This is a genomic window from Brevibacillus agri, assembly GCF_004117055.1.
GTDB classification, from domain to species: Bacteria; Bacillota; Bacilli; order Brevibacillales; family Brevibacillaceae; genus Brevibacillus; species Brevibacillus agri.
In genome coordinates this window covers 3,624,591-3,640,928 of record NZ_CP026363.1, presented here as the reverse complement: position 1 = coordinate 3,640,928, position 16,338 = coordinate 3,624,591, and the positions used below count along the sequence as shown (strand labels likewise).

Here is a 16,338-nt window from a genome sequence, read left to right as displayed (position 1 = left end):
CTAAGTGGTAGAATAACCTAATTCACTCATGAGACTCAGCCATTTTTCCACGCTGGGTTTATTTTTTTTGTCTTTCGGCAGGACGATGTAGGCGGAGCGCTTCGGAGGCTTGTTTCCTGTAATCGGCAGTTCCTTGAGCGTTCCGGCAGCCAGCTCCGACTTGACGGCGGAGCGGGTCAGCAGGCTGACGCCCAGCCCTTCCTTAATCAAATCAATGGCCAGCTCCGCCTTGTCGACGGTCAGCTTGGGCACGTAGTTGCGCGGCAGCGTCTGTCTGATCCATTCGTTGAAGGGCGGTCCCCAGTTCATGTAGAGCAGCGGCAGGTTGCGAAGCTCGCGCGAGTCCACATGAGTCGACTGGGCGAAGCTGCTGTGCGGACAGCAGACGAGGACGATTTCATCGTCCCAGGTGGGAATGACCTCAAAGTTCGGCAAAGACGGCGGCACATATACGATTCCGATCTGAATGACGTTGTCGAGCAAATACTGGATGACGTCGGAGGAATGCCCGGTTTTGGTGCTGATGGCAATTTGCGGATAACGGTAATGATACTCTTTCAAGATCGGTTCGAGGGTAGAGGTCCAGATGGCGTTCAGACTGCCGATGGACAAGTAATCTTCATATGGCTGGAGAGAAGCGACTTCGCTCAGTGCCTCGTGAGACAGCTTGAGGATTCTTTCGGCATAGGGCAAAAGCGTCAAGCCAGCCTGGGTAATTTCCACACTCCGCTTGTCGCGGATAAACAGCGGCTTCCCGACTTTTTCTTCCAGTTGCTTGATTCGCATCGTCACCGTAGACTGAACGAGATGGAGCATTTCCGCAGCCTTGGTGAAGTTTTTCGTCTGTGCCAACGTGTAGAAGGCGCGCAGTTGTTCGAAGTCCATAGCGTGTGTTTCCCTCTTATCTAAATATTTGATAACCATATACAAAAACGTTCGTTTCCCAAATTATACCCTGTTCTTTAAGCTGGGGATATCCCCAAATCATGAGAGATAGCGGGAGAGCGAGGGGTATCAAATGAAGAGGGAAATGTGGAAAGAAACACCGTTTTCTGTCAAGCTGCTCTTGACGACATCCTTTATGATGAACCTTGGTTTTTATGCCCTGATTCCGTATCTGACCTTGTACTTGACGGGCAGTATTGGATGGACGCTGGCGATGGCGGGACTCGTGCTCAGCGTGCGGCAGTTTTCCCAGCAAGGCTTTGCGTTTTTGGGCGGAGTGATGGCCGACGCCTTTGGCTACAAAGGTGCGATGGTTCTCGGCATGGCCGTGCGGGCTGTCGGGTTTGCGATGTTCGCATTCTGTACAGAGACGTGGCATTTTTTTATCGCAGCGATTTTGTCTGGCCTCGGCGGGGCGCTGTTTGACCCGGCTGGCTCGGCTGCGTTTGCGATTTTGACGCCGGATTCCATTCGCAAAGAAGTGTTTGCCTTTCGCAATGTACTCGGCAATATTGCGGTAGTCGGCTCGCAAATCGTCGGCACCGCACTCTCGGCCGTTGATTTTACGTACTTGTCGCTGTTTGCCGGAGCGATTTTTGGCGTGAACGCGCTTGTCTCCTTCTTTTTTCTGTCCCCGATCAGTGCCACCAATACACGGCACAGTATTTGGGAGAGCATGTTCACGGTGATCCGGGACAAGCGTTTTGTCCGCTTCACGTTCATCCTGATGGGCTATTATTACTTGAATATGCAAGTATTTTTGACCATACCGCTGCTCGTGGAGCATGTGACACACAGCAAAACTTCTGTCGGGATTGTCCTGTCGGCGATGTCGCTGTTCGTCATTCTTTTCCAGATGAAGGTGACGCAATGGCTGGAAGGATATCCGCATCGGCTGACCTTGATCGGCATCGGCACGCTGGTCATGGGCGTGGGGCTGTTCCTGTTTACCTTTGCCGATTCGCTGTGGATGCTGCTCATCGACGTCTTCCTGTTCGCGCTGGGCACGATGATCGCCGTGCCGAATCTGGTAGATGTCGTTCCGCGTTTTGCGCCAAAAGATTTGGTAGGAGCCTATTACGGCTTCAACGGATACTCGATTGCCATCGGCGGCTCGCTCGGCCAGGTCGCAGGCGGCTGGGTGTACGATGTCGGGCTGAAGCTGCAGGCGGCGTGGCTTCCGTGGACGATCTGTCTCGCCGTAGGCTTGTTGGTTGCCTGGATGCTCCATTTGATGGAGCAAGACACGTTCAAGCTCGGCAACGATTTGACAAAAATCGCGCAACCGTAAGCTTTTTGACGAGAAAACACGAAATGTTATTGGGCGCCCATTGAAACATTTTCCATGGGTGGTGCGTATATAACGATAGAAACGAAAACGATGGGCGTTAGGAAAGTGAGGGAATCTGATATGGAAGATATGAAAAAGCTGAAACGGATGTTGCTGGTGACGAGTTCCCTTGGATTTGCCGTCTTTGCCATGGTAGTCATAACGGAAATTGTGCGAATCTCCCTGTAGCATGGCCAAAAAATCATGACCATAAAGCGAAAAGCTTGCCTCCTTTGAACAGGAGTGCAAGCTTTTCTTTTATATTTGCTTACAGATTGTTCGCTTTGCGATAGGAGCCCAGTTCAGTGTCTGGCTGCGGCTCCAGCTTGTTTTTGAAGCGAAGCTGGTAGATCAGAATCGCAATGAGCATGAACGGAATGCCACAGTAGAGAGCGATGCGCTGCTCCGGATCAAAGGCCAGGCTGACGAGGACGCTCAGGTTCAAAATCAGCGAAACCAATGGAAGTACAGGGTACAGCGGCGTACGGAACTTCAGGTCTTCCAGCTTGCCGCCATTTTTCAGGTAGTGGCGACGAAAAGCGAGCTGGGACGCGGAAATCGAGATCCAGCCTACCTGAGCACCCAGGCCAGCGATGGACAGAAGCACCATGAACACGGTATCTTCTGCAAAAAAGCCGGACAGAAGCGAGAGCAGAGAGATGGAAAAAGTAATAATCAACGCATTCATCGGAATGCCTTTGCGGTTGACGATCGCAAGCTTGCGGGAAGCCATTCGCTCATTGGACAAGGAGTAGAGCATCCGCGTAGCGGCGTACAAGCCGGAGTTGGCTACAGACAACAGCGCAGTCAGGACGACGAAGTTCATGATGTCTGCTGCATAAGGGATACCGATGCTGTCAAACACGACGACAAACGGGCTTTCGATCACGCCAGCCTGTTGGTACGGAATCATCCCGGCCACGATGGCAATCGCCAAAATGAAGAAGACGAGCGTGCGCCACACGGTAGCGCGAATGGACTTCGGAATCGTTTTCTCCGGTTCCTTGCTCTCGCCGGCCGCGATACCGATCAGTTCGGTACCCTGGAAGGAGAAGTTCACCGTAATCATCGTCATCAACAGGCCGGTAATGCCAAACGGAAGCAGCGGACTGCTGGTGAAGTTGGAGAACATCGGAGCAGGTTGTCCATTTTTCATGTCAATCAAGCCGAACATAGCCGCTCCACCCAAGATGATAAACAGGATGATAGCGCTTACTTTAATGCTGGAAAACCAGAATTCGGACTCACCGAACGCACGGGCAGAAAGCGCATTCAACAGGAACAGAAGGACACCGAAGATGGCGCACCACATCCAGACCGGAGAGTCAGGGAACCAGCGCTGCATCAACAGACCGGAAGACAAAAGCTCGAGGGCAACGGTTACGGCCCAGCCGAGCCAGTACAGCCAGCCTACGCCGAAGCCAAGGGACGGACTGACGAACCGGGTCATGTACGTTTGGAACGAACCAGCTACCGGCATCGCTACAGTCAGCTCGCCAAGGCAGAGCATGGTCAAATACATGATAAAGCCGCCGACCAGAAAAGAAAGGATCGTGCCAACGGGTCCAGCCTGGCTTAACGTATAGCCAGAACCGAGAAACAGTCCGGTCCCGATCACGCCTCCAAGAGAAATCATGAAGAGGTGCCTACTGCTCATACTGCGTTTTAGTTCATTGTGCTGTTCGTTGCTGCTTGGTGTCATAAAACCCTCTCCTTCACGCGAGAAATATTGATTTGATGAATGCGTTTTCAGGCGTGCTATATGTTTTGCAAGAATGATACCAAAAGTATCAGCGCAAGCAAATCATCTTTGTCAGGTAGATTATGGAGAAGAGTGCAAAGAAAATGGGCGTTTCTGTGCAAAAAAAATAAAAAAACGCCAAAAATTTTGGCGTCGTAAAATGAAGAAGCAAGCCGCTTATCCTCTGATTCCCAATTTGCGCAGGCGGTACTGCAAGCTTTGCCGACTGATGTGCAGTTCCTTGGCCGCGCGCGAGATGTTGCCGTTGTAGCGGTCTACGACGTGATGAATATAGGCGGTTTCAAACTCCTGCATCGTTTCCTTCAGCGATTTGCCTTCCTCAATAAACGGAAGAGAGCGGGGAGACGCTTGCTCGCTTGCGGTCGCGCTGGCAGGGGAGCGGCGCAAAAAGTGCAGCGGCAAGTGCTCGTAGCGGATCGTCGTCTCGTCCACCATCAAGTTCATCGCCCCTTCGATGAGATGCTGCAGTTCCCGGACGTTGCCGGGCCAGTCGTGCTCCTGAAAAAATTGCAGGACGTCGCTCGCGACACCTGTCACTTCCATTTGAAACAGCTCATTGTACTTTTCAATAAAATGCGAAACGAGCATCGGGATGTCTTCCTTGCGCTCGCGCAGCGGAGGCAGGAACAGGGTGACGACGCCAAGGCGGTAGTACAAGTCTTTTCGCAAATGAGAATTGGCGATCGCCTCTACCGGGTCTTCGTTGATAGCGGCGATGATGCGCACGTCAATCGCCCGATCCTTCGTGTCGCCGATGCGCCTGATCGACTTCTCCTGCAGGGCGCGCAACAATTTGGCCTGGAGAGGCATACTAAGCGAGTTGATTTCATCAAGAAACAACGTGCCGCCTTCTGCCTGCTCGAACAAGCCCGGTCTTTCCACTGCTCCGGTAAAAGCGCCGCGGGCCGTGCCAAACAGCAAGCCTTCAATCAGGCTGTCGGGAAGCGCCGCGCAGTTTTGCGAGATGAGCGGGCCGGATGAGCGCAGGCTGGCATTGTGGATGCTTTGCACGAACAGTTCTTTGCCTGCTCCGGTTTCGCCGACGACGAGCACGGAGGAGGAGGTGCGCGCTGCCCGCTTGGCGTTTTCGATCACGTCGAGAATCGCTCCGCTTTTTCCGATAATCTGGTCAAACGTGTAGCGGGAGCCGTTTTTCGCAAGCAAGTTTTCGCGGATGAGCCGCTCCATCTTTGTCACATCGTTGGCGATCTCCATCGCGCCGATGATTTGCCCGTTTTCGATGATCGGGTATGTATTGTTGATGGTCGTAATTTCTTTTTGCTTGTCGTTGAAATACGTTTGCCGCGTATTGCGTATGCTATTTCCTGTCCGCAAGCAGGTGAGCAGCGTGCTCTCCTGTCCGCTGTGGAACTGGAACACCTCTGACAGAGGCTTGTGCAGGACGTCCTGGCGTGCCATCGACTCCAGCTCGGTCATTTTCTGGTTGTACACGATCGTCGTTCCGGTGGCGTCAATCACGTGGACGCCCTCATTCATTCTGTCTAGGATATGCTCGTAGATGCGAAGTAGCGTTTCGAGGGAGTTTTCTTGCCTTGAAGACGACACAATGGTTCACCAGCCTTTCTTCGTGACAGTATCATATCATACAAACGACTGCGTGCAAAATGATTATGCACCTGCAAAATAATACGGGAAGGACCTGCAAAATTTTTTTGCTCAAAACGGCCCGTTCCCCGTCATTTCCTTTGTTTTTTACATTGGCATCATTCTTGCTTGGATAAGATTAGCAAGTGAAATCGAAGGAGGCTATCAGCATGACGAAAACAAAAGTTGTCATTGAACAAACCGAAAAATACGGCGCACACAACTACCATCCACTACCGATCGTCATCTCCAAGGCAGAAGGCGTATGGGTAGAAGACCCGGAAGGCAATAAATATTTGGATATGCTGAGCGCGTACTCCGCTCTGAACCAGGGACACCGCCATCCGCGCATCATCCAGGCGCTGAAAGATCAGGCAGACAAAGTAACGCTGACCTCCCGCGCTTTTTACAACGATCAGTTGGGCGAATTTTACGAGAAGCTGTCCGCACTGACAGGCAAAGAGATGATCTTGCCGATGAACACAGGCGCGGAAGCAGTGGAAACCGCTCTCAAAGCTGTTCGTCGCTGGGCTTACGACGTGAAAAAAGTACCGGAAAACCAGGCGGAAATCATCGTCTGTGAAGGCAACTTCCACGGCCGCACCGTGACCATCACGTCCTTCTCTTCCGCAGAAGAGTACAGACGCGGCTTCGGACCGTTCACGCCTGGCTTCAAAATCATCCCTTACGGCGACATCGAGGCGCTGAAGCAAGCGATCACGCCAAATACAGCCGCGTTCATGCTCGAGCCGATCCAGGGCGAAGCGGGGATCATCATTCCGCAAGAGGGCTTCCTGAAACAAGCGCAAGAAGTATGTAAAGCAAACAACGTCCTGCTCGTCTGCGACGAAATCCAGACCGGCTTCGGACGTACAGGCAAACTGTTTGCAAGCGACTGGGAAGACGTCAAGCCAGACATGTACATTATGGGGAAAGCGCTTGGCGGCGGGGTATTCCCGATCTCTGCCGTTGCAGCGGACAAAGAAATTCTCAGCGTGTTCGAACCAGGCTCCCACGGCTCTACCTTCGGCGGAAACCCGCTCGGCTGCGCTGTAGCCGTAGCGGCGATGGACGTTCTCGCTGACGAAGGTCTTGTCCAACGTTCCCTGGAGATGGGAGAGTACTTCATGGAAAAATTGAAGGAAATCTACAACCCGATCATCAAGGAAATTCGCGGCCGCGGCCTGTTCATCGGCCTGGAGCTGACGACTGCTGCCCGTCCTTACTGCGAGAAGCTGAAAGAGCTGGGTCTTCTGTGCAAGGAAACGCACGAAACGACCATCCGCTTTGCACCGCCGCTCGTAATTAGCAAGGAAGACCTCGACTGGGCGATCGAGCGCATCAAGCAAGTACTGCACGTTTCCGAAACAGCAAACGCGTAACAAACACAAACAGCCTTCCGATTCAGGAGGGCTGTTTCTTTGTTTGAAAGGGAAAAAGGAAAGAGCAGTCGCAATCGTTCGACAAATTTCGACTGTCTGTGGATAAAAGTGGAATAAATATCCACATACGTATAGCGGCGTTTTCTGTTGTTACACACAGATTGCCCACAAGTTACTCACAGCATTTCCACATCGTTTGTGGATATCAGAACGGTTGTTCGATACTCTATCATCTGGTACAATGAACGCATACGAGAGGATGGAGGTGAGCAAGGGTGAAATACTTGAGTGACCAGATGCTGATAGAAGTATATCATCGTGCTGTCGACCTTCAGCTAGATTCCGCTTTTATTGAATTGCTTCGCGCAGAGCTGCAGACACGCAACATTCGCATCACACAGGCCAGCGCCTAAGAGCAACACACATAAGAACCAGCGACAAAAGCCATCCTTGGCGACGAACAGCTCCGGATTGTCAGATTCTCCTGACAATGGGAAGGGGCCGCTCAGTTAGAGGATGGCTTTTTCTGTCGTTCGTTTGTTTGACTGCTTTCCATGCTGCCCAAATCCATAGATCAGGCCGTGAAAAACTCCAACGCCGTGATTCCCGTAATCGGCGCTTCTTTTTTCAGCAAAGTTTCCGGCAAGTAAAAGTAGACAGGTCCGTCTTCCTTGATCGGCTTGCCGGCTTTGGAAAACTGCAGGATGGCCCGTCTCGCTTCGGAAATAGGGAGGACGACCGGGTCCGCGTTCTCGCGATGCAGCCGGACGTGTGTCGCCTCTGGCAGCGGTGCCGCATTCGTAATAAACGGATCCAGCCGAATCCCGTAGTCGCCGTCCAGCACTTTGCGCTCCTCTGCCAGGCTTTTGCGCTCGGACGGCAGTTGCGCGCCTTCCTTCAGCTCCTTGTCCCACTGCGTTCCTGTTCCTTGCAAATATTGCATCTGTTTGGACAAGGACGGGTCTTCTTCGCCCGCATACGTGTTCAAATCAAACTTGCGCTCGTCGAAAACCCAGACAGTCGGGTCCAAAGTGATCGGGTACGTGACAGCCCCTTTGAACACGATAACATCAGACATGAAGCATACCTCCGTAATCTTTCAACATCATCTAGCATTTTACTATACCTGTTCGCGAAAGGGCAAACAATGAAAATAACGAAAATTTCATAAATCAGTCTGAAAATTATTGACACACATTTTTGAATTTATATAATTATATTAAAATATTCTTATAAGTAAGATATTTGGCGCAGGACGGCAGGGGAAGGAACGAGCCGCGGTTTTGAACGGACGCCTGACTGGACGCGCTAACACGTTCAGGTCAAAAAACTTGGACATCATGAGGGGGCATACTATGGCAAATGGGGCAACAAATCTGAAACCGCAACTGGAGCAGCAAAGAGGCATTCTCAAATGGATCGAAACCGTCGGCAACAAGCTGCCGCATCCGTTCATGCTCTTTGTCATCCTCTGTTTGGCACTCATGGTCATCTCGGCGATTTTGTCCGCGATGAACTTGTCCGTCGTGCATCCCGGAAAAGGAGAGGCAGTCGCGGTCAAAAGCCTGCTTAGCGTCGAAGGCATTCACTGGATTTTGACGAGCATGCTGAAAAACTTCATCGAGTTTCCGGCTCTCGGACTGGTGCTGGCGATGACGCTCGGGATCGGCCTTGCGGAAAAAGTCGGGCTGTTGACCTCCGTGTTGCGAAAAATGATGGCCCGTGTGCCAAAGGCGATTGTCAGCTACGCGGTCGTATTCGTGGGCGTTCTCGGCAATCTCGCGTCTGATGCGGCGATGGTCATCATTCCGCCGCTTGGCGGGCTTGTTTTTCTGGCGATGGGGCGCCATCCGATCGCAGGATTTGCCGCCGGGATGGCGGGTGTATCCTCGGGCTTTACCGCGAACCTGTTTATCGCGGGAACCGATGCTCTCCTGTCGGGGATCAGTACAGAGGTAGCGCGGACGATTGATCCGAATGCCGTCGTCACTCCGGTGGACAACTGGTTTTTCATGTCGGCGTCCGTCTTTTTCCTCGCCTTTGCCGGAGGCTGGATTACCGACAAAATCATCGAGCCGCGCCTCGGCACATACCAGGGGGATCGGAACGTCCAGTTCGACGAGCTGACTTTGCAGGAAAACAAGGCGCTGCGTCACGCGGGGATCGCCGCGCTCGTCTTTGTCGTCATTCTCGCCCTGCTCGTGGTACCGGAAGGAGCGCTGTTGCGCGATCCGAAGACAGGCGATTTTCTGACCTCGCCGTTTTTAAAAGGAATCATTCCGATCATTTTGCTGTTCTTCGTCACCGTCTCGTATGTGTACGGACGAGCCATGGGGCTAATGAAGACGTCGAAGGACATGCCGCACTACATGTCAGAGGCGATCAAGGACATGTCCGGCTTCATCGTGCTCGCGTTCACAGCCGCTCAGTTCATTGCCTTTTTCAACTGGAGCAACATCGGCATCCTGATGGCGGTAAACGGCGCAGAGTTCATGAAAAGCGTCGGGCTGACCGGGCTGCCTGTTGTGATTGCCTTCAGCCTGTTTACAGGCATTTGCAGCCTGTTCATCACGAGCGGCTCCGCGCTGTGGGCGATCCTGGCTCCCGTGTTCATGCCGATGCTGATGCTGCTTGACTACCACCCGGCGTTCATTCAGGTGGCCTACCGGATTGCCGATTCGGCCACGAACACGATCTCTCCGGTGAACCCTTATTTGCCGCTCATCCTCGCTTTTTACCAGAAGTACAACAAGAACGCGGGGATGGGGACGATTTTCTCCACCATGATGCCGTATGCGATCGTCTTTTTGGTCATCTGGCTCATTCAGATGGCGATCTGGTATTACGCAGGCTTGCCAGTCGGGCCAGGTGTCTATCCGCGTTAACAAACGGTGCCAAAGAGCCGCTGACTTCGTCGCGGCTTTTTGTGCGTCAAAAAGCAGGCGCAGCCTTGGACAATTGCCGACGAAGCGGTTATGCTGAACGATAGAGAGGAAAGCTTGGCTTGGCCTGGAGACGGACAACAGGAGCGAGCGGGAACAGGGCGGACAGGCTGCCGGAAGCTTTGGAAATCGCGGGAGGGAAAACCATGTACGACTTTGAGACGAGAATCGAGCGCAGAGGAACGGACAGCGTAAAATGGGACATTGACAATCCGAAGGTGAACGGAGAGGGCATGCTGCCGATGTGGGTGGCCGACATGGATTTTGCCTGCCCGCCGGAAGTGACGGAAGCGATTGTGCAGCGGGCGGCGCACCCGATCTACGGCTATCCGCTGAAGAGCGCCGCTTTTTTTGCGAGCTTGCAGGAGTGGATTCGCAAACGGTTTGGAGTCGAGGTGGAAACGAGCTGGATGGCGGGCATTCCGGGTGTAGTTCCTGGCATCCATGTCGCGATTGAGGCATATACATCACCAGGGGAGCGCGTTCTGATTCAGACGCCGGTGTACCATCCGTTTTTCCATGCGGTTGAAAACCGGGGACGGCAAGTCGTGCGCAGCTCGTTGCGCGAGCAAGACGGCCATTATGAGATGGACTGGGACGACCTGACCAAAAAGCTGAGCGACCCCGCAGTGAAGCTGATGCTTTTGTGCAGCCCGCACAATCCTGTCGGCAGAGTATGGACCAGGCAGGAGCTGGAGCGGCTCGGAGCCTTGTGCCTAGAGCATGGCGTAATCGTCGTGGCTGACGAAATCCACGCCGACCTCGTCTACGAGCAAGGCAGCCACACCCCGTACTATTCGCTTCCCCCGGAGCTGGCCAGACAGAGCGTGACGTTTTTGGCGGCTTCGAAGACGTTCAATCTGGCAGGGCTGTTCACGTCTTATCTGCTGACGGAAAACAGGCAACTGCTGCGCGATTTTACCGCGACCGCTTCCCGGATGGGCTACGAAAACTTGAACCTGTTCGGCATGGAAGCCACCATCGCGGCCTATCGGCACGGGGAGCCATGGCTCAACGAACTGCTTATGTACTTGCAGCAAAACGCGACGTACATCCAGCGCTATTTGTCTGAGCATGTACCGGGCGTCTGTATGCCTGTGCCGCAAGCAACCTATTTGGGCTGGATGGATTTTCGCCGTCTGGGCCTGAAACAGCCGGAGCTGAATCGTCTGCTTCGCGAAAAAGCAAAGCTCGGGTTTCAGGACGGCGTCGTGTTCGGACAGGAAGGGGAAGGCTTCCAGCGGATCAATTTTGCCTGCCCGCGCGCTGTCGTCGAAGAAGCGATGGAGCGTTTGAAGCGGGCCATTACGGAGTAGGGCGGGTGGCAAAAAGAGTGGCGATGCGTCCCACAATTTGACAGCCACCGTATTCAAATCTACAATCTATTCATATACATCGTGAATATGGATAGAGGGGATAGCAGATGGAGATCGAGCGAGCGTCGATTCAACTGGCCGAAGCAGTGAAAGCGGCCAGCGATTATACAGGACAAGGCAAGGTGGCGGCGTATATTCCCGAGCTGGCAAAAGTAGATTCGCGCATGCTCGGGGCCGCGGTTTGCCTGCCCGACGGGACGATTTTGTCGGCGGGAGATGCAGATGTTCCGTTTACATTGCAAAGCATCTCCAAAATATGCTCGCTGATCGTCGCGTTGTGCCAAAACGGACAGAAGCATGTGTTTGAGCGGGTAGGCAAGGAGCCGACAGGGGACCCGTTCAATTCGATTATCAAGCTGGAGACGATCAAGCCGCACAAGCCGCTGAACCCGATGATTAACGCCGGGGCGATTGCCGTCGCGGGGATGATTCAGGGCAATGGAGTGGAGCAGCGCCTGGACGCAGTGCTTAGCCTGCTGCGCAAAATGACAGGAAATCCCGCGCTGTCCATCAATGAAGCGGTTTACTGCTCGGAAAAGCGAACGGCTGCCCGCAACCGGGCGCTCGCCTGGTTTTTGAAAGACAGCGGGGTTCTTGCGACAGACGTGGAAGAGACGCTTGATTTGTACTTCCGGCATTGCGCGATTGAGGTCACAGCCAAAGAGGTAGCGAGATTGGGCATGGTGCTTGCCGCCGACGGCGTGATTCCCGAGACGGGCGAGAGAGTGATCCCGCAAGAGGTCGCCCGCATCTGTAAAACTTTTATGGTGACCTGTGGCATGTACAACGCTTCCGGAGAGTTTGCCATTGACGTCGGGATTCCTGCGAAAAGCGGCGTAGCCGGAGGGATCATGGCTGCGGTCCCGCAGCGGATGGGGATCGGGGTCTTCGGTCCTGCTCTGGACGAAAAAGGAAATTCGGTCGCCGGAGTCAAGCTGCTTGAGCTTCTCGCAAAGGAATGGAATCTTGCTATCTTTTAGCTTCTTGCAGTTGATCCAGCTTCTCCCCTTTTCAAATGGCCCAGAATCGCGTACTATGTATGATAAGGATGGAGGCAAACGGAGGGATAGGTTTTGACAGAAATTAAAGTTCCTGATCTGGAACAGAAAGCGCTAGCACTGCTCAAAGCAGACGCAGACAAGATTTACAAGCTCATCGACGTACAGATGGAAAACCTGACCATGCCGCAGTGCCCACTGTATGAAGAAGTGCTTGATACCCAAATGTTCGGGCTTTCTCGGGAAGTAGAGTATGCAGTTCGCCTTGGACTGATTGCGGAAGAAATTGGTCGTGAAATCATGGGTTCATTGGAACGCAAACTGGCGACTCTCCATGAACTGTTCAATCAAAAGTAAGGCGAGGAGAGCGGCGATTATCCTCGCTTTTCGTTTTTTTGAAAAAGGTCTTGCCTATTTGTGTTGTATATATTAAATTTATACACAAGTATTTGATATAAGCGAAAATGCGATGACGGAGACCAGTACACGGAAGACACCGCTTGACAGGGAGAAGCTGCCCCAGACTGCAAGCAGCTTTGAAGCGCGAACCGTGGAATTCCCTCCGGAGCAGCCCTCTGAACGGCAGAGCCAACTAGGAGGAAACGGGTCATTTCCGTTAACGATGAGCAAGTGAAGTGCCGGGAGCGCGAATGTTCCTGGTGCTTAATCAGGGTGGTACCGCGAACAGACTCGTCCCTTTTTTGGACGGGTTTTTTTATTCGCCTGCCTCCCTGCATAGGAAAATAGCTACGAAAGAGACCAGTAAACGAAATGTGCTGCCTGACAGGGAAGCCGCTGCCATAGACTGAGAGCAGCCGCAGGACAGCCTTCGTCGAATTCCCTCTGGAGCTGACCTCTGAACGCAAGGCGCCGCAAGTAAGAGAGTCCGGGTCATACCCGTTATCAATGACGAGGAGAGACATGTCTTTATAAGCAAAGGCGATGTCTAACTAGGGTGGTACCGCGAGAAACGAACAACTCGTCCCTTTTTGGGGCGGGTTTTTTTATGTGTGGCAGCAATCTGTATAGTTGAGGAGTGAATCATGATGAAAAATCAAGCAGAACAGTGGACGAGCCGGCTCGGCTTTATTTTGGCCGCAGCAGGTTCCGCCATTGGCTTGGGAGCGATCTGGAAATTTCCGTATATGGTAGGGACGAGCGGGGGCGGCGCGTTTTTTTGCCTGTTCCTGATCTTTACGCTCGTCATCGGGCTGCCGCTGTTGCTAGGCGAGTTTACGATTGGCCGCAGCACGCAAAAAGAAGCGATCAGCGCCTACCGGGCGATTGCACCGGGGACGATGTGGCACTGGATCGGCCGCCTTGGCGTCGTGACCTGCTTTTTGCTGTTGTCGTTTTACAGTGTGGTCGGAGGCTGGATTCTCACTTACCTGATGCGTGGCCTGTTGGGACAGTTGATCGGTGCGCAGTATGAGCAGCTTTTCGGAGAGGTCATCTCCGCTCCGGTAGGCGCAGTCGCTGCCCAGTTTGTGTTCATGCTGATTACGGCCTGGGTGGTGGCCCGCGGTGTGCAGAGCGGGATCGAATCGGCGAACAAATACATGATGCCGGCCTTGTTCATTCTGTTTCTCGTGTTGATGTTCCGTTCCTTGACGTTGCCTGGGGCGATGGAAGGCGTCGCGTTCTTCCTCCGGCCCGACTTTTCCGCACTGAGTGCAGAAGCGATCCTGTACGCGCTCGGCCAGTCGTTCTTCTCGCTCAGCGTCGGCGTATCGGTCATGGTTACGTACAGCTCGTATTTGGCGAAAAACGAAAGCCTGGTGCGCTCCGCAGGCTCGATTGTCAGCCTGAATCTGCTCGTTTCCCTGTTCGCCGGACTGGCCATCTTCCCGGCGGTCTTCTCGCTCGGCTTGGAGCCAACGGCTGGTCCTGGCCTGCTGTTTATCGTCCTGCCGTCTGTCTTTGAAAAAATTGCGCTCGGCGGACTGTTCCTGTTCATCTTCCTGGCCTTGTTCCTGTTTGCCACGCTGACCTCTGCTTTTTCCATGCTGGAAATCATCGTCGCTTCCTTGGCCAAAGGAGAGGAAGGAAAGCGCAAGCGCCTGTCGTGGATCGTCGGCCTGCTCATTTTCGTCGTCGGCGTGCCGTCTGCTTTGTCGTTTGGCGTCTGGAGCGAGGTGACCGTGTTTGGAAAGTCGATCTTCGATGCATTCGATTATCTCGTCAGCAACATTTTGATGCCGCTCGGAGCTTTGCTGATTGCCATTTTTGTGCCGCTGAAAATGAAGCGGGAAGTGCTGATCGAAGAACTGCGCGCCGACCAATCGCCGCTCGCCAAGCGTCTGTTCGTCGTCTGGCTGTTGCTGCTGAAATATGTGTCGCCCCTGGCGATCGTGCTCGTCTTCATGCAGATGCTCGGAATCTGGTAGCGGCAGCGAGCCGGCCAACTAAAAAAGGAGTGCAACGGCAACGACTGCCGCGGCGCTCCTTTTTGCTTTTTCCCAAAGCAGCGGGGATCAGGCGAAGAAGAAGGCGGTTCCGAGAATGATGTAGACCGTGAGCAGAAGAACCCCTTCAAACCAGTTGGTCGCCCCGTCCTTCGTGATCGAGATCGTAATGAAGGTCGCAACCCCGATCGCTGCCAGCTCAAAAGGCGTGAACACGATGTCCATCGGATTGCCGAGCAGCAGGCTGACCAAGACGAGCGTAGGAGCGACGAACAGCGCAATTTGCAAGCTCGAGCCGATGGCGATTTCCACGGCAGCGCCGATCCGCCCTTTCATCGCGAGCAAAAGCGCTGCGCTGTGCTCGGCGGCGTTCCCGATGATGGCGATGACGAACGCACCGACGAACAGCTCGGACCAGCCGAGCGAGTGCGACACATGCTGGACGCCGTGCACGAGCCATTCCGAGACGACCGCGACAAACACGGTCGAGACGGCGAGCATCAGGATCGAGACGCCTTTCGACCAGACAGCGTCGCTTCCGTGAGGCTCGATGTCGGACAAAAAGTCGCTGTGCGTAATCATGGAGAAAATCAGCCAGAGGATGTAGGCGACGATCAGCAAAATCGCGATGACGATGCTCAGCGTCTCAATTTTGACTGGCGGCAGCTCCCTCATGAAGACAGCCGGAATAAACAGGGCGACGATCGCGAGTGTCATCAGCGAGGCGTTGTGCCCAGCCAGTCGGCTGTTGAAGTTTTGCTCCCTGTACTTCAGTCCGCCCAAGAGCACGCTTAGCCCGAGCACGAGAAGCATGTTGCCGATGATCGCCCCGGTGATCGACGCCTTGACCATGTCGAACAAGCCTTCCTTGACGAGGAAAAACGCGATAATCAGCTCGGCGGCGTTGCCGAAGGTGGCATTCAAAAAGCCGCCAATCCGGTCTCCCGCATAATGAGCCACGCTTTCCGTCGATTTGCCGAGCCAGGCCGCGAGAAAGATGATGGCCAGGGCAGAGGTCGCGAACTGGAAAAATTCGTTATCAGTAAAGTAGTGCGCAAAAGCCGCCAAGAGCACAGAGGCCCCGACGAGAGAAAAAAAGAGTCGTAAATTCATGCGATCACCTCAATTGCAAATATCCATTAGTTACCTACCTATTGAATCATACCAGCAAAGTCTTCCTTTTTGTACCAAAAAATTGATGCTCTCCTGGAAACCAGGACGATAGGTATAGAGTTCCTCTTCTGGCAGAAACTAAACGATGAAAGAAGACAGGGAGGTGCTACTATGACCAAGCCTTTGTTGTGTCCCACGTGCAAGTCAAACCGGATGCGCTTTACCATTATCGAACAAATCCCGCGCTACATACGGCTGGACCCGCAAACGGGAGAAGTCGTCCAGCAGATGGGCAGCGAGGAACTGGACTTGTTTCATCAGCCGTACAAGGGCGAATCCTACATGATTCAGTGCGGAGTATGCGGCACGACCGAATCGGAAGAGCGGTTCGTCAAGATGGCGCAGCATATGCAGTCCCAGCGCTCCACCTGACAGGACGGGAAAACGTAAACAGGCACGCAGTCTGCTCGACTGTTGTGC

General features: G+C 53.6%; 14 protein-coding genes and 2 other annotated features. Of the genes, 9 read left to right on the top strand and 5 right to left on the bottom strand.

The window, feature by feature from the left end; all coding sequences use genetic code 11:
- Complete coding sequence (locus BA6348_RS17885; protein ID WP_122953108.1) at nucleotides 1-885, bottom strand: LysR family transcriptional regulator; 885 nt, start codon at nucleotides 883-885, stop codon at nucleotides 1-3.
- 133 nt (nucleotides 886-1,018) lie between these two features.
- Between BA6348_RS17885 and BA6348_RS17880 the strand changes: the two genes are divergently transcribed.
- Nucleotides 1,019-2,236 (top strand): MDR family MFS transporter, encoded by a 1,218-nt coding sequence (locus tag BA6348_RS17880; protein WP_007785202.1) that lies wholly within the window; start codon nucleotides 1,019-1,021, stop codon nucleotides 2,234-2,236.
- 307 nt (nucleotides 2,237-2,543) lie between these two features.
- On the opposite strand, the gene BA6348_RS17875 is transcribed toward BA6348_RS17880, so the two are convergent.
- Nucleotides 2,544-3,977: an amino acid permease gene (locus tag BA6348_RS17875; protein WP_007785204.1), complete on the bottom strand. Its 1,434-nt coding sequence runs from the start codon at nucleotides 3,975-3,977 to the stop codon at nucleotides 2,544-2,546.
- A 216-nt stretch (nucleotides 3,978-4,193) separates the two neighbouring features.
- Complete coding sequence (locus BA6348_RS17870; RefSeq protein WP_237716668.1) at nucleotides 4,194-5,534, bottom strand: sigma-54 interaction domain-containing protein; 1,341 nt, start codon at nucleotides 5,532-5,534, stop codon at nucleotides 4,194-4,196.
- A gap of 278 nt (nucleotides 5,535-5,812) precedes the next feature.
- Between BA6348_RS17870 and BA6348_RS17865 the strand changes: the two genes are divergently transcribed.
- Nucleotides 5,813-7,024: an ornithine--oxo-acid transaminase gene (locus tag BA6348_RS17865; RefSeq protein ID WP_122953109.1), complete on the top strand. Its 1,212-nt coding sequence runs from the start codon at nucleotides 5,813-5,815 to the stop codon at nucleotides 7,022-7,024.
- 275 nt (nucleotides 7,025-7,299) lie between these two features.
- Nucleotides 7,300-7,437: a sporulation histidine kinase inhibitor Sda gene (sda, locus tag BA6348_RS17860; RefSeq protein WP_005827113.1), complete on the top strand. Its 138-nt coding sequence runs from the start codon at nucleotides 7,300-7,302 to the stop codon at nucleotides 7,435-7,437.
- A 161-nt stretch (nucleotides 7,438-7,598) separates the two neighbouring features.
- On the opposite strand, the gene BA6348_RS17855 is transcribed toward sda, so the two are convergent.
- The gene (locus tag BA6348_RS17855) at nucleotides 7,599-8,102 is read right to left on the bottom strand and encodes a hypothetical protein (protein ID WP_005827115.1); all 504 of its coding nucleotides are present in this window, start codon (nucleotides 8,100-8,102) and stop codon (nucleotides 7,599-7,601) included.
- Nucleotides 8,103-8,379: 277 nt separating this feature from the next.
- On the opposite strand from BA6348_RS17855, the gene BA6348_RS17850 reads away from it, so the two are divergent.
- From BA6348_RS17850 to BA6348_RS17830, 5 genes are all read left to right on the top strand, one after another.
- Entirely contained in the window at nucleotides 8,380-9,909 is a 1,530-nt protein-coding gene (locus tag BA6348_RS17850) for an AbgT family transporter (protein WP_005827117.1), read from the top strand.
- Nucleotides 9,910-10,112: 203 nt separating this feature from the next.
- Nucleotides 10,113-11,282, top strand: coding sequence for a MalY/PatB family protein (locus BA6348_RS17845; RefSeq protein WP_025848476.1), 1,170 nt, complete (start codon nucleotides 10,113-10,115; stop codon nucleotides 11,280-11,282).
- A gap of 107 nt (nucleotides 11,283-11,389) precedes the next feature.
- The gene (gene glsA, locus BA6348_RS17840) at nucleotides 11,390-12,322 is read left to right on the top strand and encodes a glutaminase A (RefSeq protein WP_005827121.1); all 933 of its coding nucleotides are present in this window, start codon (nucleotides 11,390-11,392) and stop codon (nucleotides 12,320-12,322) included.
- A gap of 93 nt (nucleotides 12,323-12,415) precedes the next feature.
- Nucleotides 12,416-12,697 carry an Fpa/YlaN family protein gene (locus tag BA6348_RS17835; protein ID WP_005827123.1) on the top strand — a complete coding sequence of 94 codons (282 nt, stop codon included), beginning with the start codon at nucleotides 12,416-12,418 and terminating at the stop codon, nucleotides 12,695-12,697.
- Between the two features lie 103 nt (nucleotides 12,698-12,800).
- Nucleotides 12,801-13,041, top strand: a binding site (T-box leader).
- Nucleotides 13,042-13,080: 39 nt separating this feature from the next.
- Nucleotides 13,081-13,330, top strand: a binding site (T-box leader).
- A gap of 56 nt (nucleotides 13,331-13,386) precedes the next feature.
- Entirely contained in the window at nucleotides 13,387-14,727 is a 1,341-nt protein-coding gene (locus BA6348_RS17830) for a sodium-dependent transporter (protein ID WP_025848480.1), read from the top strand.
- Between the two features lie 87 nt (nucleotides 14,728-14,814).
- Here the strand turns inward: BA6348_RS17830 and cax are convergent, their stop codons facing one another.
- Nucleotides 14,815-15,858 carry a calcium/proton exchanger gene (cax, locus tag BA6348_RS17825; RefSeq protein WP_005827127.1) on the bottom strand — a complete coding sequence of 348 codons (1,044 nt, stop codon included), beginning with the start codon at nucleotides 15,856-15,858 and terminating at the stop codon, nucleotides 14,815-14,817.
- A gap of 171 nt (nucleotides 15,859-16,029) precedes the next feature.
- On the opposite strand from cax, the gene BA6348_RS17820 reads away from it, so the two are divergent.
- Entirely contained in the window at nucleotides 16,030-16,290 is a 261-nt protein-coding gene (locus BA6348_RS17820) for a hypothetical protein (protein WP_005827129.1), read from the top strand.
- The last annotated feature ends 48 nt before the right edge of the window (nucleotides 16,291-16,338 follow it).